A 16346-nucleotide genomic window follows, 5' to 3' on the forward strand; every position below is an offset into this window, starting at 1 on the left:
AGAGCAGGGCCCTGGCGTTCGCTGGATGGATGAGAGCGGCCAGCCCTGCGGCAGGCCCCTGTCAGCCTGCCGCCACCACCGCGACGACCCGAGGCGCTTCATACGCGCCGCAGCGCGGCGCGGGGAGCTCCGGCAAAATCACCGACAGCATCAGTTCTGTGGTGGGTGACGCTCTGTCATTGCTCGACACCGAACAATGGGATGGACGGTGATGGTGATGGCGGAGCAAGGACTGCGCGCAGGCGGTTGAGGTTGGCCTGCCATTGCTTCCAGTCTTCCGGGTTGACCCAGTTCGAGGCTGGCCCGGCTTCGTCGCTGATGGCGCGGGCGAGGGCTGCATCCGCGAGCGTGCGAAGATCGTCGGGGAATGCGGGCATGGGTGTTCCAGGGCCGTAGGGTGTGTCGACCGGGTCACCGCCGGGGCAGCCCAGGCCCTCCCGCCCCAGCGTCGACCCGACCGCCCGAGAGGCGATGTCCGTCTCCACTGCGGCCAGGCACTCCACGCCAGCGCCCTCACCCTCTTCCGTACCTGCCGGTCGGCCCAGTCTCCCGAGGCCGGGCCGACCGGTCTCGGGAGACGCCCCGCGCCCCGCCGCCGGCCGCCCGTTCGCCGGGGATCAGGGACCGGTGACCCTGACGAGCTCCAGAGTGACGGGTCCGTCCACGTCCGGGTGCAGGAACACCTTCCTCGGGCTCACCGTCCAGAGCTGGATGTCACCCATGTCCCGTTGGCCCCCGGTGTCGTCGGGCTCCAGGTATACGAAGTTCGAGGGGGTGGGACTCCAGGTACCGCCGAAGTCGACGGGGACGGCACTTCCGTGCCCCATGGCGTCGTTCTGCGAGATGCCCACGGCGGAGAACCGCCCGTCGACGTGCAGCCGAATCTCTCCGCCGGTCTCGCCGTCGCGGTACACCCCGGGCAGCCTGTCCGGATCGACCTTGACCGCGCCCGGACCCGCACACCCCGAAGCGAACACCGCCACGGACGCGACCAGCACGGCGACAAACCTGCCTCTGCCCGTCCCCCTCGTCCTCACGGGTTTGACACCCATGTCCACAGCACCTCTCCCCCAAGATCAGACGGCAGGTCTGCCGCCACACACCCCCATTTGAACATGCTCAAAAATCAGGGTGTTCCCCGGGCCCTCGCCGGGTACGCCCGACCAACAGCCTCGGCAGCTGCTTCGGGCGGAATCTCGACGCCTTCAGCGACTGCCTGGCAAGCGGGTTCGGCACACCGGGCAACGACGATTTCGCCGTGAAGTGGCGCGATCATGCTCACTCCCAGCAGGCCCTCGGGCAGGCGGAGGCAGCCCGGCAACTGGAGATCCGCCTGGGGCACTGCCACCCCACGAATCGCCCCAGGGTGGCCAAGGAGCCTGCCGCGGCGCGCGCCGGCGAGGGCCCGACGGCCTTCGAACCAGTTGGTTGAGAAGGGTCTGCCCATCCAGCGGTGCGCATCGAAGTTGTCCAGCCGTGCTACCTGCAGTGCCCGGTCACAACGGTGTGACTGAGCCTCCGATCCGGCCCGTGCGGCCATCTCGTCTGCTCAGCTTGTCACGAACTATCTGCCACAGCCGATTCCGCGTCATCAACTGCGGTCATTCACCGCAGCCGCCTTCAACCGTCACCTCGGCGGGCCAGGTTCCATACTCGATGAAGTACGCCACGGCATGGCCGGCGACATCGAAGGCGACAGTGTCGCGGTCGGCGTAGCTGTCGGCCTGCCCGTTGGACAGTACGTAGCCATCGGAGGAGCCTTCGCCTCGCGGATCGACGAGATGCTCACCAGGGTCGCCTTCCCCGTCCAGCAACACGACCATCGCACGTTCGCCATTGGTGACCACGGCCAGGAGCCGCCCCGCGTCATTCTCGAAGCACGTCTCCCGGCTTCCCCAGTCCCACCGACTTCGGAGCAGCTGTCGAGCTTCCTCGCCGGAGTAGGCGTGACCAGCAGAGCCTCGCAGGTGCCAGCGGTTCGTAGTGGTCAAGGTCTCCTGCCTTGATCTGGCGTCCCCGAACCGCCAGGGCCGGACACGGGCGATGACAACGCCGGGACAGCGTCTGAAGGTCCTCATTCTCCCATCCACGACCACCGTCAGGAACGGCGACAGGGAGTCTCAAGCCATCTCCTCAAGCGCCGGTCATACGGCTGCGTCCGGCACAGCGGATCAAGCCGAGTCACCTGTCGGTCTGCTGCCAGACGGAGGTGAGCGCCGTGACGGGGTCGGTGGCGGCCGGCGCTGATGGCCACCAGTCGCCGTCGTCACCCCGGAGGTAGGGGTACCAGCGGGTGTCGGGGCCCAGGCGCAGCTGGATGCCGTAGTCGGTGAGCGTGAGGCGGTTGCGCCAGGCCCTGAGGGCGACCGGAGTGGTGGTCATTTCGGTGAGGGCCTCGGTCAGGGTGGTGCGGGCGGCTGCCATCGCCGTCGGATCGGGGGTGCGGGGCTGTTCGGCGACGGCGACGCCGGTTGGGCCGCCGTATCGCCAGGCGCGGGTGAGGCGGGCGAACGCGGTCGGTTTGGCACCGGTGTTCTGGATGAGGTGATGGAACCATTCGGGTCCGCAGTTGCTCGCGGCGATCCGGGCCGCGTCCTCGTGCTGGGACAAGTACAGGCTGGTGGTGTCGCCTGTGAGCAGCCGGGCGGCGCGTGCGGCGGTGTCCGTCATGAGGCGTTCGAGGTCCGCGGTGGACAGACCGGTGCCGGGTGGCGGGGCGGCGGGCAGTGCGGCGGTGTGGGGGGCCGGGTCGGGGAGCTCGGGAAGGGGCGGAGCCTGTTCGGCCAGGGCGGCCCAGGCCGCGTAGGCGCCGGCGGCCGGGAGGCCGGCGGCGGCCGGCCGGGTGCAGGTCGCTTGGGCGGCCGTACGGCGGGCGCGCAGCTCGGCGAGGACATCCTCCCGTCCGCGGCCGCGCAGGGTGAACACCACGAAGGGGTCGGCGTCGATGGTGGAGGCGATGGCGTAGCAGAGCGCGGCGGCGTGTTTGCAGGGGTAGCCCCAGTCGGGACAGGTGCATTCGGGGTCGAGTTCGGTGGGCTGCGGGAGCAGGGGGACGCCGGCGTGGCGGGCGTCGTCGACGAGTTCGGCGGGCATCTCGCCGTCGAGGAGTGCGGCGAGATGCCCGGCCCGGGCTGCGATGGTGTCGAGCAGGGTGTCCCACTGGGCGTCGGTGAGGACGGGCAGGTGGACGGCGGAGCGGTAGGGGCGGGGCCCGCTGCCCTGGACGGAGGCTTCGACCTGGCCGGGGGCGATGGTGGTCGGGCCTACCATGCCCTGGCGAGCGTAGGTGCGTCCGCGGGACAGGCGCCCCGAGTCCAGGGTGGAGTCCTCCAGGGCCGTCACCCATGCCTGGCCCCACCAGGTCGCGGCGAAGGCACGCCTGCCGCGGGCGGGCGTGCGGCGCGAGCGCGGGCCGGGGGCCGAGGGGCTCATGCCTGCCTCCCCAGGGCGACGAGTTCGGCGAGATCGGCGTCGGACAGTTCGGTCAGAGCGGCCTCACCGGAGCCGACGACGGCGTCGGCGAGCGCGCGCTTGGATTCGAGAAGCTTGGCCACCTTGTCCTCCACGGTCCCCTCCGCGAGGAGTTTGTGGACCTGTACGGGCTTGTCCTGGCCGATGCGGTAGGCGCGGTCGGTGGCCTGGTCCTCGACCGCCGGGTTCCACCAGCGGTCGTAGTGCACGACATGGGTGGCACGGGTGAGGTTCAGGCCGGTGCCCGCGGCCTTCAGGGAGAGCAGGAACACCGGCACCTCGCCGCGCTGGAAGCGGTCCACCATCTCCTCGCGCGCGGTGACGGGGGTGCCGCCGTGCAGGAAGAGGGTGGGGACGCCTCGTTCCGCGAGGTGCTTCTCCAGCAGGTTCGCCATCTGCTTGTACTGGGTGAAGACCAGCACCGACTCGCCTTCGGCGGTGATGGTGTCGACCAGTTCGTCGAGCAACGCCAGTTTGCCGGAGCGGTCGTGCAGCGGTGTGGACTGGCGCAGGCTGTGCTCTTTCACATACTGGGCGGGGTGGTTGCAGATCTGCTTCAGTGCGGTGAGGAGCTTCAAGACCAGGCCGCGTCGGGCGATACCCTCGGCTTCGGCGATCTCCGCCATGGTTTCGCGGACCACCGCCTCATACAAGCTTGCCTGTTCGGCCGTCAGTGGAACGACATGCTCGGTCTCGGTCTTGGCGGGCAGTTCGGGGGCGATGCCCGGGTCGGACTTCCTGCGGCGCAGCAGGAACGGGCGGACGAGGCGTGACAGCCGTTCGCCGGCCTGCGGGTCCTCGCCCGACTCGATCGCGCGGGCGTGGCGGTCGCGGAAGGCGGTGAGCGGTCCGAGGAGTCCGGGGGTGGTCCAGTCGAGGAGCGCCCACAGTTCGGAGAGGTTGTTCTCCACGGGGGTGCCGGTGAGGGCGACGCGGGCGCGGGCGGGCAGGAGGCGCAGCTCGCGGGCGGTGACGGCGTAGGGGTTCTTGACGTGCTGGGCCTCGTCGGCGGCGATCAGCGACCAGGCGTTCTCGGCGAGGGTCTTGCGGTCGCGGCGCAGGACGCCGTAGGTGACCAGGACGATCTCGTCGTCGGCGAGGTCCTTCAGGTGGCGGTCGCCGCCGTGGTAGCGGCGCACCGGCGTGGCAGGCGCGAACCGGGCCGCCTCGCGCTGCCAGTTGCCCAGCAGTGAGGCGGGGCAGACGACGAGCGTGGGGCCCGCGGTGGCCGGGTCGGTCTGGCGGTGCAGGTGCAGAGCGAGCAGGGTGATGGTCTTGCCCAGGCCCATGTCGTCGGCCAGGCAGCCGCCGAGACCGAGCTCGCACATGTCGGCCAGCCAGGCGAGGCCCCGTTTCTGGTAGTCGCGCAGTGTGGCCTTCAGCGCGGTGGGCTGCGGGGCGGGGGTGCGGGATTCGGGGTCGCGGATACGGGCGACGAGGTCGCCGAGCGCACCGACCGCCGCGCAGCGAAAAGTCTCACCGTCCCGCTCCGCTTCGCCGGTCAGCGCGGCGCCCAGCGCCTCCACGGGAGTGAGCGGTTCCATCCGGCGGCGCCTGGCGCGGGCCACCACCTGCGGGTCGGCGACCACCCACTGGTCGCACAGCCGGACGAGAGGGCGGCGCGTCTCCGCGAGGGCGTCCATCTCGGCCTCGGTAAGCGGGTCTCCGCCGAGCGAGAGCTGCCAGCGGAAGTCGAGGAGGGTCTCGGCGCCGAGGATGCTGCCCGCGCTGGAGCCGGGCGCGGTGCGTTGTCCGATCTCCGCGGTCGCGGCAAGTGCCTTGACGAGCTCGCGCGGCCAGTGCACGTCGACACCGGCGGCGCGCAGCGTGTCGGTGGCGTCGCCCAGCAGGTCGAAGGCTTCGTCGTCGGTCAGCCGCAGCTGGTCCGGAGCGGCGTCCTTCAGCAGCCGGTCGAGCGGTGGCCAGGCGCGGGCGCCGCGGCGCAGTGCGAGCAGCGTCTCGGTTTCGGCGCGCGGGCCGAGCAGGCGCTCGGTCTCGGCCGGCTCGCTCCACAGCTGTGCGGCCTCCACGACGAGCGCCGGATCCGCAGCGGTGTGCAGCTGGAGAACGGCCCGGAACTTCCGGCGGCGTCCCTCGGGTACGTCGACCCGCAGTGAGACCCGGACATCGGCGGTGAACGCGGCGGCAGTCTCCTCGGCCCACTCGTGCAGGGCGGGCACGGCACGCGTCTCGCGCCAGGCGTACGGCAGGGCTCCCATGGCGAGCGAAGCGGCGGGGGTGCGGACCAGGGCGTCGGCGACCGCATCGCAGAACCGGCGCACCAGCGCGGCCGGTTCGACGATCCGCAGCGGGGCAGGACCCGGCTCCGGCAGGCAGTGGCCGTGGGGAGGGAAGGCGGCGGCGAGGGCGTCCAGCGTCCGGCGCTGGGCGGCGGTGAAAGGGCCCGCCTGCCAGGTGTCGCAGCCGGCGGGGGTGAGGGCCGGGTGGAGACGGCCGTCGGAGACCAGCCGGAGTGCGAAGCGGGCGGCGGCCTGCCAGGCGGCGGCGGACGGATGCGGTGGCCGTGCCCCGGACAGCGCGGCAACAGCGAGGGCGACGGGCAGCGCGTAGCCCTCCACCCGGCGCCGCCTGACCGAGCGGCCGTGCGGCAGCACGAGCTCCGCCGCCTCGGTCTCGACGCCCGCGGGTGCCATGTCCTCGGTGGCGGCTGCCGGGGCGGGCTGCCAGAGCAGCAACCGGCCGAGGCGGGCGGGCTCGCCGGGCAGGAACACCGCCGCCCAACCGTCGTCGAGGAGACTCCGCGCCCAGGCAGCCGACTCCGGTGCGGCCAATGGCGGCACGCTCCCGGTGCCGGTGCCGGTGCCGGTGCCGGTGCCGGTGCCGGTGCCGGTGCCCGTGCCGGTGCCGGTGCCCGTGCCCTGTTCCCGTACGGGGACTCGTGCCACTCTCTTTCGCCTCACCGTCGCCCAGGCGGTCTTCACCGCGTCTTCGTCCACCAGCAGGCTCCGCCCCTGCCGTCACCGGCGGGAGTGGGCCTTGTTCGCCGCGGTACGCATGCGTTTGGCCAGCCGCTTGTCGACGCCGCGCAGGCCCTCACCCAGTTCGGCGAGCACGTGGGCGGTGGCCGGGTGCTCCACTCGCCACAGCTCGTCCATCCGCTGTTCGAGCGCCTCCGGCGCCGCGTTCCAGTTCTCCAGGAAGCCCTGGGCCAGCTCCTCGCTCTCCTGAGCACCGGCGAGGATCGACAGTCCGTCGATGAGCAGCCACAGACCGGCTTCCTCCGCCTGCGCCGGGTCCACGTGTGCTTCTGCCCCGAGGCGTGCGCCCAGGGCCACGGTGGCCACCTGGCGGCACCCCTCGGCATCGGAGTCCGCTGCCTTGCGCAGCACGCGCAGTGCCCGGGGGTCGTCGAGGTCGGTCAGCACCAGTTGGGCCACGGCGCGCTTCGCCGCTGCCTCGGGGCCGTCTCCCGCGCATGCGTCGACCAGCCCTACCGCGGCATCCGCCGCCGAACGGTGTGCCAGCCACCCTTCGACCTCCCGGCGCATCTCCTCGGGGGAGTAGCCCAGGAGCCCCTGGAGCAGGGCGCAGGCGTCCGCTTCGGCGTACTCACCGAGCAGCGGCGCGGGCACACCGCACTCCATCAGGTACGCACGGAGTCCGTAGCGGCCGAGTGGGGTGAGCCGCATGCGGTGCCCGCACTGGTCGCCCCACGACCGGTCCGACGCCGGCGTCGAGGTTCCCGAAATGCCGCCCGGCTCCTGTCCGATCACGCCGTTCAGGAGGGTGCGAGTCTCCTCGGACGCACCGTCGCCGTCACCGGGCTCGTACTCCACCGCGCCCAGCAGGGCGAGCCCTTTCCCGAACTCCCGGAAGGACGCCGCGAACAGTGTCTGGAAGAGATCGGACTCCGGCCCGTTCTCGCCCGCCTCACGGGCCTTCGCACACAGGTCGTCGGCATCCACCCAGGCGTCGTCCGGGGCCTCGTACAGCAGGCCGACCAGTCCGTCGGCGATCTCGGCCGTCAGCTCGCCCAGCTCACCGTGCCACCCGTCCAGCACCCCCGTCTCACCGATCTCCTCCAGCAGATCGCCCATCGTGGCGGCCCAGAACTCCAGGAGGCCCTCACCGGTGAAGTCGGTCGCCGCGCCACCCCACGCGCGGCCCCCGCTGATCGTGATCAGCCCGCCATTCACGGCGAGCCACCACGGATCATCGACAACGGCCACGTCCTTGGCGCTGCGCAGCGACTTCAACGCACGAGTCCGCGCGACGGCATCGGCATACGGCCAGTCGTCGCCGCCCAGCTTCCACAGCTGGAGCTCCTCGACGGCCTCACGGGCGAGCGCGGGCCGCAGCACCCGGCTGGCGGTGACCTGCCGTCCCTCGCGGCACCAGGCGGCAAGCTGCAGCGCAGCGTCGAAGAGCGGAACACCCCGCACGGCAGCGACAAGGTCCTCCCGTGGAGCCAGGGTCACCGGGCGCAGCACAGGCACATCCTCGGCCGGTCCGTCGACTTCGGCACCGACCGGAACGCCCACCTCGCACTGCCCGCAGGTACACGACGCCACGTCCTCGGTGGTCAGCCGACGGACACTGCCCCGCCCGGCCCCATCACCGGTCGGGCGCTTCGCATGGCCGGCCACGGTGTCCGGCGTCAGCTGGGCCAGCCGCGTGGTGATCCCGTCCCGGTCGAAGGCCGCCGGATCGTAACCGGCCGCCCGCAGCTCGGCGACAAGCTCACCGTACGGGCCGTCCCCGGCCCTGTCCGGGGTGTCGAGACACTCCAGCACCTTGGCCAGCCCCCACACGCCGCCGATGTCTTCGGCCGGTACCTCGGCGCGACGCCCGCCGGCGCAGCGCACCATCCGCTCCCCGCCGACGGGGCGCGGCAGTGTCTTCTCCAGCGTGATCCCGTCCTCCCAGCCGTCGCCGAAGTCGTAGACGTAGCGCAGCCGTGCTCCCTCCTCGGCCAGCACGTCGCCGAGCGCGGTGGAGTCCTCGTCGCCGACCCCGTGGCCGAAGCCGAGATCGCCGTCGGTGAGCCGGGCCGCATCACCGTACCGCCGGCCGAACTCGTCGGTGAAAAGGTGCAGATGGCCACCGTGCCATCCGAAGGCGATCTGGATGGCGTCGTGCAGCGTGCCGAGCGAGGTGTCGGACGGCAGCACGAGGCGCCGCCACAAGGGCGGTCTTGTGCCGTGCAGCACGACCTTCAGCTGGAGATCGGACGGGGCCGTACTTCCGTCTCGCCACATGCGCCGCTCCCACCACACCGGGCCACTCGAACGGCCCCATCATGGCGCTGCCGGTGTGCCCACCTCAAACCCGGTTTCGGCGGCTCCTGTTATTTGGGCACACACGGTCTCGGCGCCGCCCGCAGCGGATATCCTCTGTCCTCGCGACCCTTCGTGGGGCAGCACAGACGCGCGGGAGCCCGCGCCCCTACCAACTACGGCTGTCGCAGCCCTCGACATGCGGGGACGCGGCGCGATGCCGGGTATCGCCTGGCTCCTCGCCCCGCCACCGGGCAGGTGGCGGCCCAGCTTGGCCAAAGCGGTGTGCTGGTGTCCGGACGTTCGGGAGCATCGCCGGGTGACTACCCAGAGCACCGCGCCGGTGCACTGTGCCTGCGCCCTGCCGGGCGCTGTTGGCAGTGTACGGAGCCGGCCACCTACACGGTCCGGGCCCAGAGCGCTCGGCACCCGATGGGTGACGGCCGCGCCATGGCCGCCCGGGCCCAGATCATCGGCAGCCGGGTCCTGCCCGGCCATTTCGTCTGATCCTGCGGAAACCCCTCGGGCCGCCGCGCCCTGCGGTTCGGCTGCGCACGCCCGGCCGCCCGCGGAGCCGTCGCCGCTCTGGGGCGGCGGAGGAGCCACCGCCCGCAAGGGTGACTCGCTGCCGAACCGAGGGATGGCATGGTCAGGGATGTCGGAAGCGGTTCTGGCTCAACTTCTGTGGCTGTCAGCTCAGGCCTTCGGTCGTCTTCCGGCATCCGCTGGGGTTCACGAGGCTGCCGGACGTGACGGTGGAGGATGTGCCGCGGTTCGGGGAGGGCCCGACTGCGGCGGTGGGTTGATTGTTCTCATGGCTCGTCCTGACTGTCTGGGCTCTTCTTGGAGAAGGGGTGCAGGCTCAGGAGGTCCCTGGCTGCCTTCCCCCTGCTGCTGCCGGGGCTGATGAGCACGATCAGTACGAGCAGCACGTAGGAGCCTGCAATGGAGCAGGCAAGGATCAGAGCGGGGCTGGCGTCGGCGTGGAGGAGTTCGTAGATAGACATCGTTTCGCTTGATGAGGGGCCTCTTTTGGAGGCGCCCGGGGAGCGTTAGGGCATGGGAGGGGAGCGACCGGCCGTCGAGCCGGTCACGGTCATGAGGAAGGCGAAGCGTCGATTCATCTTGGGAGTCATTTCGGGGGTCCTTCCGGGGTTGGGCCGGTGGGCAGCGGGCGGCTTGCCCGCGTCTGCTTCCATTACGTCTCACCAGGAGCGTCAGGTCGTGTCACGGGAACTCGTGGCTTGACAGCCCGTAGAGCGTGCACCGGGGGTCGTGAAGTCACCTGCTGCAGGTCAGGCGGTCGCATTCGGAAGACCTTCTTGCCGACAGGGGCCAGCCCGTGGCCATGGCGTGTGCTCTTGCCGACGTCCAGGTAGAGAACGCCCACGCTGCTGGTGTCGATCAGGCTTGGGCGTCGGGGCCGTTCTCGCGCATCTGCGTTATGCAGACCTGCCGCCCGCGAGCTGTCCGGCACTGTGCCGGACCGGGCGGTGGCCCGACCTCTCACCACGCAGGTCAGCTTGTCCGCGGAGATCCAGCGCCAGCTCCTGCCCGCCGCCTCGGCCTGCGAGGCCCCCAGTTCACGCTCGCCGGCGCACTGGTGCCGGCCTCCGACATCGCCGGCGACACCTACGACTACAGCCTCGACCAGAACACCCTGCACCTGTCGATCACCGATGCCATGGGTCACGACGTCAGCGCATCGCTCATGGCCACCCTCCTGGTCAACGCCTCCCGCGGCGCCCGCCGCGCCGGCGAAGACCTCGCCGAACAGGCCCGCCAGCTCCACCAGGCCCTCCTCGACAACGGCCGCAACAGCATCGCCACCGGCCAGCTCCTGCGCATCGCCCTCGACGGCACCAGTGCCCGGCTCGTCAACGCAGGCCACCCCTGGCCGTACCGGCTGCGCGACGGCACGGTCACCGAACTCCGCCTGGCCGTGAACATGCCGTTCGGCGTCGGCCTGCAGGGCGCCTACCGGGTGCAGGACCTCGACCTGCGCCCCGTCGACCGGCTCCTGCTCCACACGGACGGCATGCAGGAACGCGACGCCGAAACCGTCGACCTCCCCGGTCTGCTCCGCAAGACCGCCGACGACCACCCCCGCGAAGTCGTACGCACGCTCGTCGGCGCGGTCTCCGACGCCTACGACGGCCGCCCGCCCAAGGACACCGGACGCGGTGAGCCGCATGGCGGCGTCCTCCTCACGCGGCGCCGTCCTGGCCGTCTTCTCCGGCAGGGCAGGCCGTACGGTCGCAGGCGCCGGCCGACGCGAGGCCGGCCTGGAACGGGCCTTGCGCCACACGGCACAGGTACGTGCACGAAGGCCCCAGGGGTTACGACGTCCCGGGGCCTTCACTTCGCTGGCCTCCCAGCTCAACGACGGGTGAGGCGGCCCCCAGTCCGCGTCCGTCTTCGGGAAAGTGGCGAGCCGGTGGGCGGGCGGCTGGCCGAGCCGGCCTGGGGCTGAGGTGCGTCTGATCCAGCGGTTCCCGCCGAGCCCGTCGGCCCGGACGGCTCAGCCGCGTGAAGCCGAGGGAGGGGTCATCCTGACCGGGTTCGCTGCCGGGTCCGTCGCCGCGTGTGAGAGCAGGTGGCAGGAATGCTTCCAGCCCACCTACGGAGGCGGGGAACTGCCCGGTCAGCGGGTTGCGCGGGGACAGCCAGCGGCCGGCGACCGCCAGCCGGAGCTGTTCCCCCGTGCGGAACAGGGTCGAGGAGGCGCCGAGCGCGATGTCGACGGGGATGATCTCCGCCGCCGGGACGGGTTCGCGCACCAGGCAGGCCGGCACGGGCTCGAAGGGGCGGGACAGGTCGGTGTCGAGCGCCCGCAGGGCGGAGGTTCTGCCACCCGGTGGCGACGAGGTCGCGGCCGTACCCGTAGGAGCCCTCGAACGGGACGAACCGGCCCCCGCTCCACTTTTCGACGCCCACGACGAGATCCAGGTCGTCGGCGTCGTGCAGCTCGACGTACAGCCGGGCGCGCAGGAGATGGCACGGGCTCCCCAGGAACGTTGAGCCTCTGTTTCGCCCGGCGGTTTCCGGCAGTGGCGGCTGTGTCGGCGAAGGCGTCGACGGGCGAACCGGCAGACAGGTCGCAGTCGGTCAGGCGGGGACCGCGGCGGACCTCCCCGGGCGGGTACCAGCCGCGTCGTGCCGGAAGGAGCGGCGATAGGCGGCGGGAGTGGTGTGCACCAGGGCGTGGAAATGCCGGCGGAGGTTGGCGGCCGAGGAAAGGCCGGTCCTGGCCGCGATTGTCTCGACGGGCAGGTCGGTTTCCTCCAGGAGGGTCCGGGCCGCCATGACCCGCTGGCGCAGCAGCCAATTGCCGGGGCTCGTGCCGAGTTGCTCGGCGAACCTGCGGGCGAGCGTGCGGGTGGAGACGGCCTCGAACGCGGCGAGGTCGTCGACGGACAGTGGCTCGTGCATCCGCTCGACGGCCCAGTCCAGGACGGAGGCCAGGGAGTCGGGCGTGCGGTCGGTGAGGGGGAGCGTGGCGTATTGCAGCTGGCCGCCCTCGCGGTGGGGTGGCATGACCATGTGCCGGGCTACCTGATTCGCGTAGGCGGCGCCCTGGTCGGTGCGGATCAGGTGAAGCAACAGGTCGATGCCCGCGGCGGTGCCCGCGCTCGTGGCGACGTCGCCCAGGTCGGTGTAGAGCACGTCCGGCTCGACCTGGATGTCGGGGTGCCGCGCGGCGAGTTCGTCGGCCAAGCGCCAGTGAGTGGTCGCCCTGCGGGCCTCCAGCAGTCCGGCCTCGGCGAGCAGGAAGGCGGCAGAGCACAGTGCGACGAGGCGGGCCCCGCGGCGATGCGCCCGCCGCAGCGCGGCCACGACGCCGGGCGAGGGAGCGCTCGCGCGTTGCACCCAGCCGGGAATGAGAACCGTCTGTGCGCCTTCCAGGGCCGACAGGCCGTGCGTGACCGTCATGTCGTAGCCGGCCAGCGTCGGCAGGGATCCGGGCCGCTCGGCACAGACCTCGAACGTGTAACGGGCGGGCAGGCCGGGCCGGTTCAGGCCGAAGACCTCGGCGGCGCAGGCCAGCTCGAATGTGGACTGAGGCGGCAAGAGAAGACACACCACGCGGTGAAGGCTCATGGCAGAAAAGTACCTCTCCGCGTCAATCCTGACTCTGGGACAGAGGTGGATCGGGAGCGAGCATGATCTTCGTGACTCGAGAACCAGACCTGGTACGGATCGTCCAGGTCGACGACGTCGGCCCGGCCGGGGCCGCTTCCGGCAGGGTCCGCAGGCGCTGGCCCGCCACGGAGCGGTGCGTGGGCGGGTGTTCGCCCCCGGGAGCACGATGGTCCGAAAGGACGTGAACGAAACCGAGGAAACGCTGCTACATCGTGTCCGGCCATTCATCGGAGCCGGCCGACGCGTCGCCGCGGCCGGTAGCTATGTGATGTTCGCGCCGGGCAGCGCGCACCGTCTGCGCACGGAGATCGGCACGCACGAGCGGCATCATCATCATCATCTCGGAGACCGGTCGGCTGCCCGCGGCGAACGCCTCTGTTCCGTATGCATGCCATGCACCTGCACCCGACCCGACCGCGACGGGCAGACCCACCAGTGAAGGGATTCCTTTCTCATGTTCGGCACGCTCATGCTCATAGTCGTGCCCGCCGCGCTGTTCCGGCTGCTCGGCGCGTTCGGCGTCGGACGGTTCGCGACCTGGCGGGTGTCCGTCCTGCACGGCCTCGCTGTCATGCTGGTGTTCACGGCGAGCGCGCACTTCGTACCGTCCGCCCTCGGCCCCCTGCCTGGGCACCACGACCTGGTCGCCATGGTCCCGCCGTTCGTACCGCTGCCTCGACTGGCGGTCTACGTGACCGGTGTCCTGGAACTCATCGGCGCCGCCGGACTGGTCAAGGAGGCCACCCGGCCGACGGCCGGGCTCGGCCTTGCCGCGCTGTTCGTCCTGATGCTCCCGGCCAACATCCACGCGGCCGTCGAGCACATCCCGTTCAACGGGGAGTCGGCGACACCGCTGTGGTTCCGGATTCCCGAGCAGGCGGTCTTCATGGCCATCGCGTTGTGGGCCTACGTCCCGACGCGCGCCGCGACAGCCCGCCGGTCCGGCGGGGTCCCGGGGTAGACGTGGTTGCGCGCGAGGGTTCCGCTAGCGGGGACTCACTCCGCCATGACCACCGCACAGATCGACCACCGGCGAACTGAGCTTGTCGTTTATGGTGCGGCCTCGGTGAAGGGATGGGCAGCGAGGGACGCTCAGATCCAGTTGCCCCAGCCGAACGTTGCGATGTAGGCCCGTCGGATGGCGTCCCAGCCGCGGCCGCTGCCGATGTGAATTACTGTCAGCGCAAGGCCGAACCAGGCCGCGAAAGCACCAGCAATGATCAAGGTCCATCGAGGGCCGGAGAAACTGGCGACCACGATGAGGGCGATGACGGTCACGCCCAAACCCATGTGGGCGGCGGGGAGATCCGAGCGCAGTGCTTCGCGTAGAACGCGGCGTTCTTCCTGCATGTCCCGGGTGTACCGAGAAGGAGCCGAGCCTTCGCTGTTCTCTCGCTCAGAGCTGTGCTCCATGAGGCCCCCTGTTGGTCCAGCTGCGACTATCCGAGCAGCCTATGCCGTGCGGTGATCGCGGTCAGCATCGGTTTTGCGTCGGGGTTTTGTCCCCTTCTTATGGTGGGCGGGCCGGCTATAGGCCTCGCCCGTGGCGAGGACGAGTCCCACCTCGTAGCGGGCGGCGGGCCGTCGGTTCTTCGAGCCGAGTGGGCGTCCGGGGCCGGGTCGGGTCGGTTTCGGTGCACTGGCTGGCGTGCCGGTCTTCGCGTGCAGGTTCCTGAACCCGCGTCGGACACGGGCGGGGGTGAGCTTGTTCGGTTCCGCCGGGCGTTCCCACGGCCGACGGAGGTCCCGCGCGAGGGGGCGGGCGAGGCGAAGTTGGGCGTGTGCTGCCAGGACGAGCCAGGTCCAGCGGTCGGCCGCCCCGGAGTCCCGCAGCCGCGGCCGGGTCCATCCGAGGGTCTGCTTGAGCAGCCGGAAGGTGTGTTCCAGGTCGAATCGTCGCAGGAAAGACTGCCAGCACCGGTCGACGTCTTGCGTGGTGGCGCCGGTGCCTGACCACCAGAGCCAGACAGGCTTGTTCACTCCACCGCTGGGCAGCTTCTCGACCGTCAACCGGATTACGGTGCCCTCGATGATCGGCAACGGGCCCTCGTGGTCGAGCCAGGCGGCTCGGCGCGTCAGTCGTGGGTGGAGCCGGTCCCAGCCTTGTGCGGTCGCCGCCCCGTATCGGTCGGTGTTGGTGACGGTGACCGCAGTGGCCTTGCCCCACGTGGCCGGGTCGCCGAAGACGAACTCGCCGCCGTGCTTGGGTGGACGGCCGCCCTGTGGCGGGCAGATCCACGGCACGGGGACGGGCTTGCGCATCACCCGGTCCGAGCGGAGCCGCCCAAGAACCTCCACGGGGAGGTCGGCCAGGAGGTGGGCGATGCGGGGCGCATCGTAGCCCGCGTCCAGCACGATCAGGATGCATGGGTCGCCGACCCTCCACTGTCCGGCGTCCAGGAGCCGTCCGACGACGTCGCGGACCTGTCCAGCGGTGACCGCGGCCACGTCGGCGCCGGGCTCCAGCCGGATGGCGTCCAACAGCGCGGTCCACGAGGTCCGGCCGGTCTCCAGAGCAGCGACGATCGAGTACGGCCAGCCGGGCACCATCTGGTGCTTGCCCAAGCCTCGGCCGAAGGTGTGGCAGAAGGAGCGGTCCGACGAGGTGTCGGCGTCAGGCCTCAGCCATGGAGAGACGTCCACCGCCAACACCAGCCGGCCATCGCCAGCCCGGGGCAGTGGAACGCCGGCCAGTGCCCGCCGTAGCCGGGCAACATCGATCCGGCCCTGGTTGATCCCGGAGTACAAGGCACCGTGGCCCCTCCGGTGCTCAGGCGCGAGGGCCAGGTCCACCAGTGTGCGGACCGGGCCGTCCGTGCACAGCAGTGCGTCACACAGCTCGAACAGGGCGTCGCTTCTGGAGACCAGGCATGCGTACAACTCGGACCGGAACTCCGCCATCACCGCGAGCGCGTCTCGTTGAACGCTGTGCTCGACCAGTCCCACGATCCCGGCCTCCGTGCTGCGTTGTCGCTGAGCACAGGATCGGACGACGGCCCCTCACACGTCCGATGAACTGGGGAAACTCCGAACAAGTTCGAGTCCCGTTCGACGGCAGACCATAAACGACAAGCTGAGTGCCTGTTTTCGATCCCCGAATTTGAGTAGTTTTGTGCCCTAGGCTGGCTGGGTGCCCGAGGATGCCAAGCAGGCTGTGGTGCGTGCATGCGAGGGGTGTGGGACTCGGCTGAGGCCGGGTGCTTCGCCTCGGGCGAGGTTCTGCTCTACGGCGTGTCGTGCCAGGCAGTGGCGTCGTGACCTGCGGTTGCGCAAGCGAGTGGCTGCGGAACTGGATGGCGTCGGCCGGGCCGAGTGCCCCGAGTGCGGGACCGCTTGGGTCGCGGGAGTGGACCGCCGTTCGAACGCGGTCTACTGCTCGCGGCGGTGCGTCACGCGGGCCTGGCGGGCCCGAAAGGAATCGTTCGGCGAACGGTCACAGTGACCGCAACGCGAACGCACCCGAATCGCATCTTCGGTCAGGAGTCGGTTATTTTC

General features: G+C 70.8%; 14 protein-coding genes and 1 pseudogene. 5 read left to right on the top strand and 10 right to left on the bottom strand.

All coding sequences use genetic code 11. The features are described from left to right. Window positions 1-176: 176 nt before the first annotated feature. Together ACIQUT_RS23990 and ACIQUT_RS23995 are read right to left on the bottom strand one after the other, a co-directional pair. On the bottom strand, window positions 177-377 hold the full coding sequence (locus ACIQUT_RS23990) for a hypothetical protein (protein WP_403565489.1): 201 nt from the start codon (window positions 375-377) through the stop codon (window positions 177-179). A 240-nt stretch (window positions 378-617) separates the two neighbouring features. After that, window positions 618-998, bottom strand: a complete 381-nt coding sequence (locus tag ACIQUT_RS23995) for a hypothetical protein (RefSeq protein WP_403565490.1) — start codon at window positions 996-998, stop codon at window positions 618-620. A 77-nt stretch (window positions 999-1075) separates the two neighbouring features. Between ACIQUT_RS23995 and ACIQUT_RS24000 the strand changes: the two genes are divergently transcribed. After that, window positions 1076-1432 carry a barstar family protein gene (locus ACIQUT_RS24000; RefSeq protein ID WP_403565547.1) on the top strand — a complete coding sequence of 119 codons (357 nt, stop codon included), beginning with the start codon at window positions 1076-1078 and terminating at the stop codon, window positions 1430-1432. 169 nt (window positions 1433-1601) lie between these two features. Here the strand turns inward: ACIQUT_RS24000 and ACIQUT_RS24005 are convergent, their stop codons facing one another. From ACIQUT_RS24005 to ACIQUT_RS24025, 5 genes are all read right to left on the bottom strand, one after another. Next, window positions 1602-1991: a hypothetical protein gene (locus ACIQUT_RS24005; RefSeq protein ID WP_403565492.1), complete on the bottom strand. Its 390-nt coding sequence runs from the start codon at window positions 1989-1991 to the stop codon at window positions 1602-1604. A 190-nt stretch (window positions 1992-2181) separates the two neighbouring features. Next, on the bottom strand, window positions 2182-3432 hold the full coding sequence (locus tag ACIQUT_RS24010; RefSeq protein WP_403565494.1) for an SWIM zinc finger family protein: 1251 nt from the start codon (window positions 3430-3432) through the stop codon (window positions 2182-2184). Next, window positions 3429-6263, bottom strand: coding sequence for a DEAD/DEAH box helicase (locus tag ACIQUT_RS24015; RefSeq protein ID WP_403565549.1), 2835 nt, complete (start codon window positions 6261-6263; stop codon window positions 3429-3431). Before ACIQUT_RS24015 ends, ACIQUT_RS24010 begins: the two co-directional genes overlap by 4 nt. A 186-nt stretch (window positions 6264-6449) precedes the next feature. Further along, on the bottom strand, window positions 6450-8690 hold the full coding sequence (locus tag ACIQUT_RS24020) for a hypothetical protein (protein ID WP_403565496.1): 2241 nt from the start codon (window positions 8688-8690) through the stop codon (window positions 6450-6452). 830 nt (window positions 8691-9520) lie between these two features. Continuing rightward, window positions 9521-9715 (bottom strand): hypothetical protein, encoded by a 195-nt coding sequence (locus ACIQUT_RS24025; RefSeq protein WP_403565498.1) that lies wholly within the window; start codon window positions 9713-9715, stop codon window positions 9521-9523. Window positions 9716-10216: 501 nt separating this feature from the next. Between ACIQUT_RS24025 and ACIQUT_RS24030 the strand changes: the two are divergent. Further along, window positions 10217-10881: pseudogene (locus ACIQUT_RS24030) on the top strand (PP2C family protein-serine/threonine phosphatase); the annotation flags it as partial. 563 nt (window positions 10882-11444) lie between these two features. Then, the gene (locus ACIQUT_RS24035) at window positions 11445-11729 is read left to right on the top strand and encodes a hypothetical protein (protein WP_403565500.1); all 285 of its coding nucleotides are present in this window, start codon (window positions 11445-11447) and stop codon (window positions 11727-11729) included. 87 nt (window positions 11730-11816) lie between these two features. Here ACIQUT_RS24035 and ACIQUT_RS24040 read toward each other — a convergent pair whose 3' ends face one another. Beyond that, entirely contained in the window at window positions 11817-12809 is a 993-nt protein-coding gene (locus ACIQUT_RS24040; protein WP_403565502.1) for a helix-turn-helix domain-containing protein, read from the bottom strand. A 223-nt stretch (window positions 12810-13032) separates the two neighbouring features. Here ACIQUT_RS24040 and ACIQUT_RS24045 point away from each other — a divergent pair, with 223 nt between their 5' ends. Both ACIQUT_RS24045 and ACIQUT_RS24050 read left to right on the top strand, forming a co-directional pair. Further along, entirely contained in the window at window positions 13033-13290 is a 258-nt protein-coding gene (locus tag ACIQUT_RS24045; protein ID WP_403565504.1) for a hypothetical protein, read from the top strand. A 15-nt stretch (window positions 13291-13305) separates the two neighbouring features. Further along, complete coding sequence (locus tag ACIQUT_RS24050) at window positions 13306-13812, top strand: hypothetical protein (RefSeq protein WP_403565505.1); 507 nt, start codon at window positions 13306-13308, stop codon at window positions 13810-13812. 131 nt (window positions 13813-13943) lie between these two features. On the opposite strand, the gene ACIQUT_RS24055 is transcribed toward ACIQUT_RS24050, so the two are convergent. Next, on the bottom strand, window positions 13944-14201 hold the full coding sequence (locus ACIQUT_RS24055) for a hypothetical protein (RefSeq protein ID WP_403565507.1): 258 nt from the start codon (window positions 14199-14201) through the stop codon (window positions 13944-13946). 102 nt (window positions 14202-14303) lie between these two features. After that, window positions 14304-15797 carry an NF041680 family putative transposase gene (locus ACIQUT_RS24060; RefSeq protein WP_403565509.1) on the bottom strand — a complete coding sequence of 498 codons (1494 nt, stop codon included), beginning with the start codon at window positions 15795-15797 and terminating at the stop codon, window positions 14304-14306. Between the last annotated feature and the right edge of the window lie 549 nt (window positions 15798-16346).

It is taken from the genome of Streptomyces sp. NPDC090445 (genome assembly GCF_044769385.1).
Taxonomy (GTDB): Bacteria; Actinomycetota; Actinomycetes; order Streptomycetales; family Streptomycetaceae; genus Streptomyces.

Excerpts from the sequence above, each read along its gene's own strand:
- ACIQUT_RS23990 (WP_403565489.1), bottom strand. The coding sequence starts at position 377 with ATGCCCGCATTCCCCGACGATCTTCGCACGCTCGCGGATGCAGCCCTC.
- ACIQUT_RS24010 (WP_403565494.1), bottom strand. The coding sequence starts at position 3,432 with ATGAGCCCCTCGGCCCCCGGCCCGCGCTCGCGCCGCACGCCCGCCCGC.
- ACIQUT_RS24020 (WP_403565496.1), bottom strand. The coding sequence starts at position 8,690 with ATGTGGCGAGACGGAAGTACGGCCCCGTCCGATCTCCAGCTGAAGGTC.
- ACIQUT_RS24025 (WP_403565498.1), bottom strand. The coding sequence starts at position 9,715 with ATGTCTATCTACGAACTCCTCCACGCCGACGCCAGCCCCGCTCTGATC.
- ACIQUT_RS24035 (WP_403565500.1), top strand. The coding sequence starts at position 11,445 with ATGTCGACGGGGATGATCTCCGCCGCCGGGACGGGTTCGCGCACCAGG.
- ACIQUT_RS24040 (WP_403565502.1), bottom strand. The coding sequence starts at position 12,809 with ATGAGCCTTCACCGCGTGGTGTGTCTTCTCTTGCCGCCTCAGTCCACA.
- ACIQUT_RS24050 (WP_403565505.1), top strand. The coding sequence starts at position 13,306 with ATGTTCGGCACGCTCATGCTCATAGTCGTGCCCGCCGCGCTGTTCCGG.
- ACIQUT_RS24055 (WP_403565507.1), bottom strand. The coding sequence starts at position 14,201 with ATGCAGGAAGAACGCCGCGTTCTACGCGAAGCACTGCGCTCGGATCTC.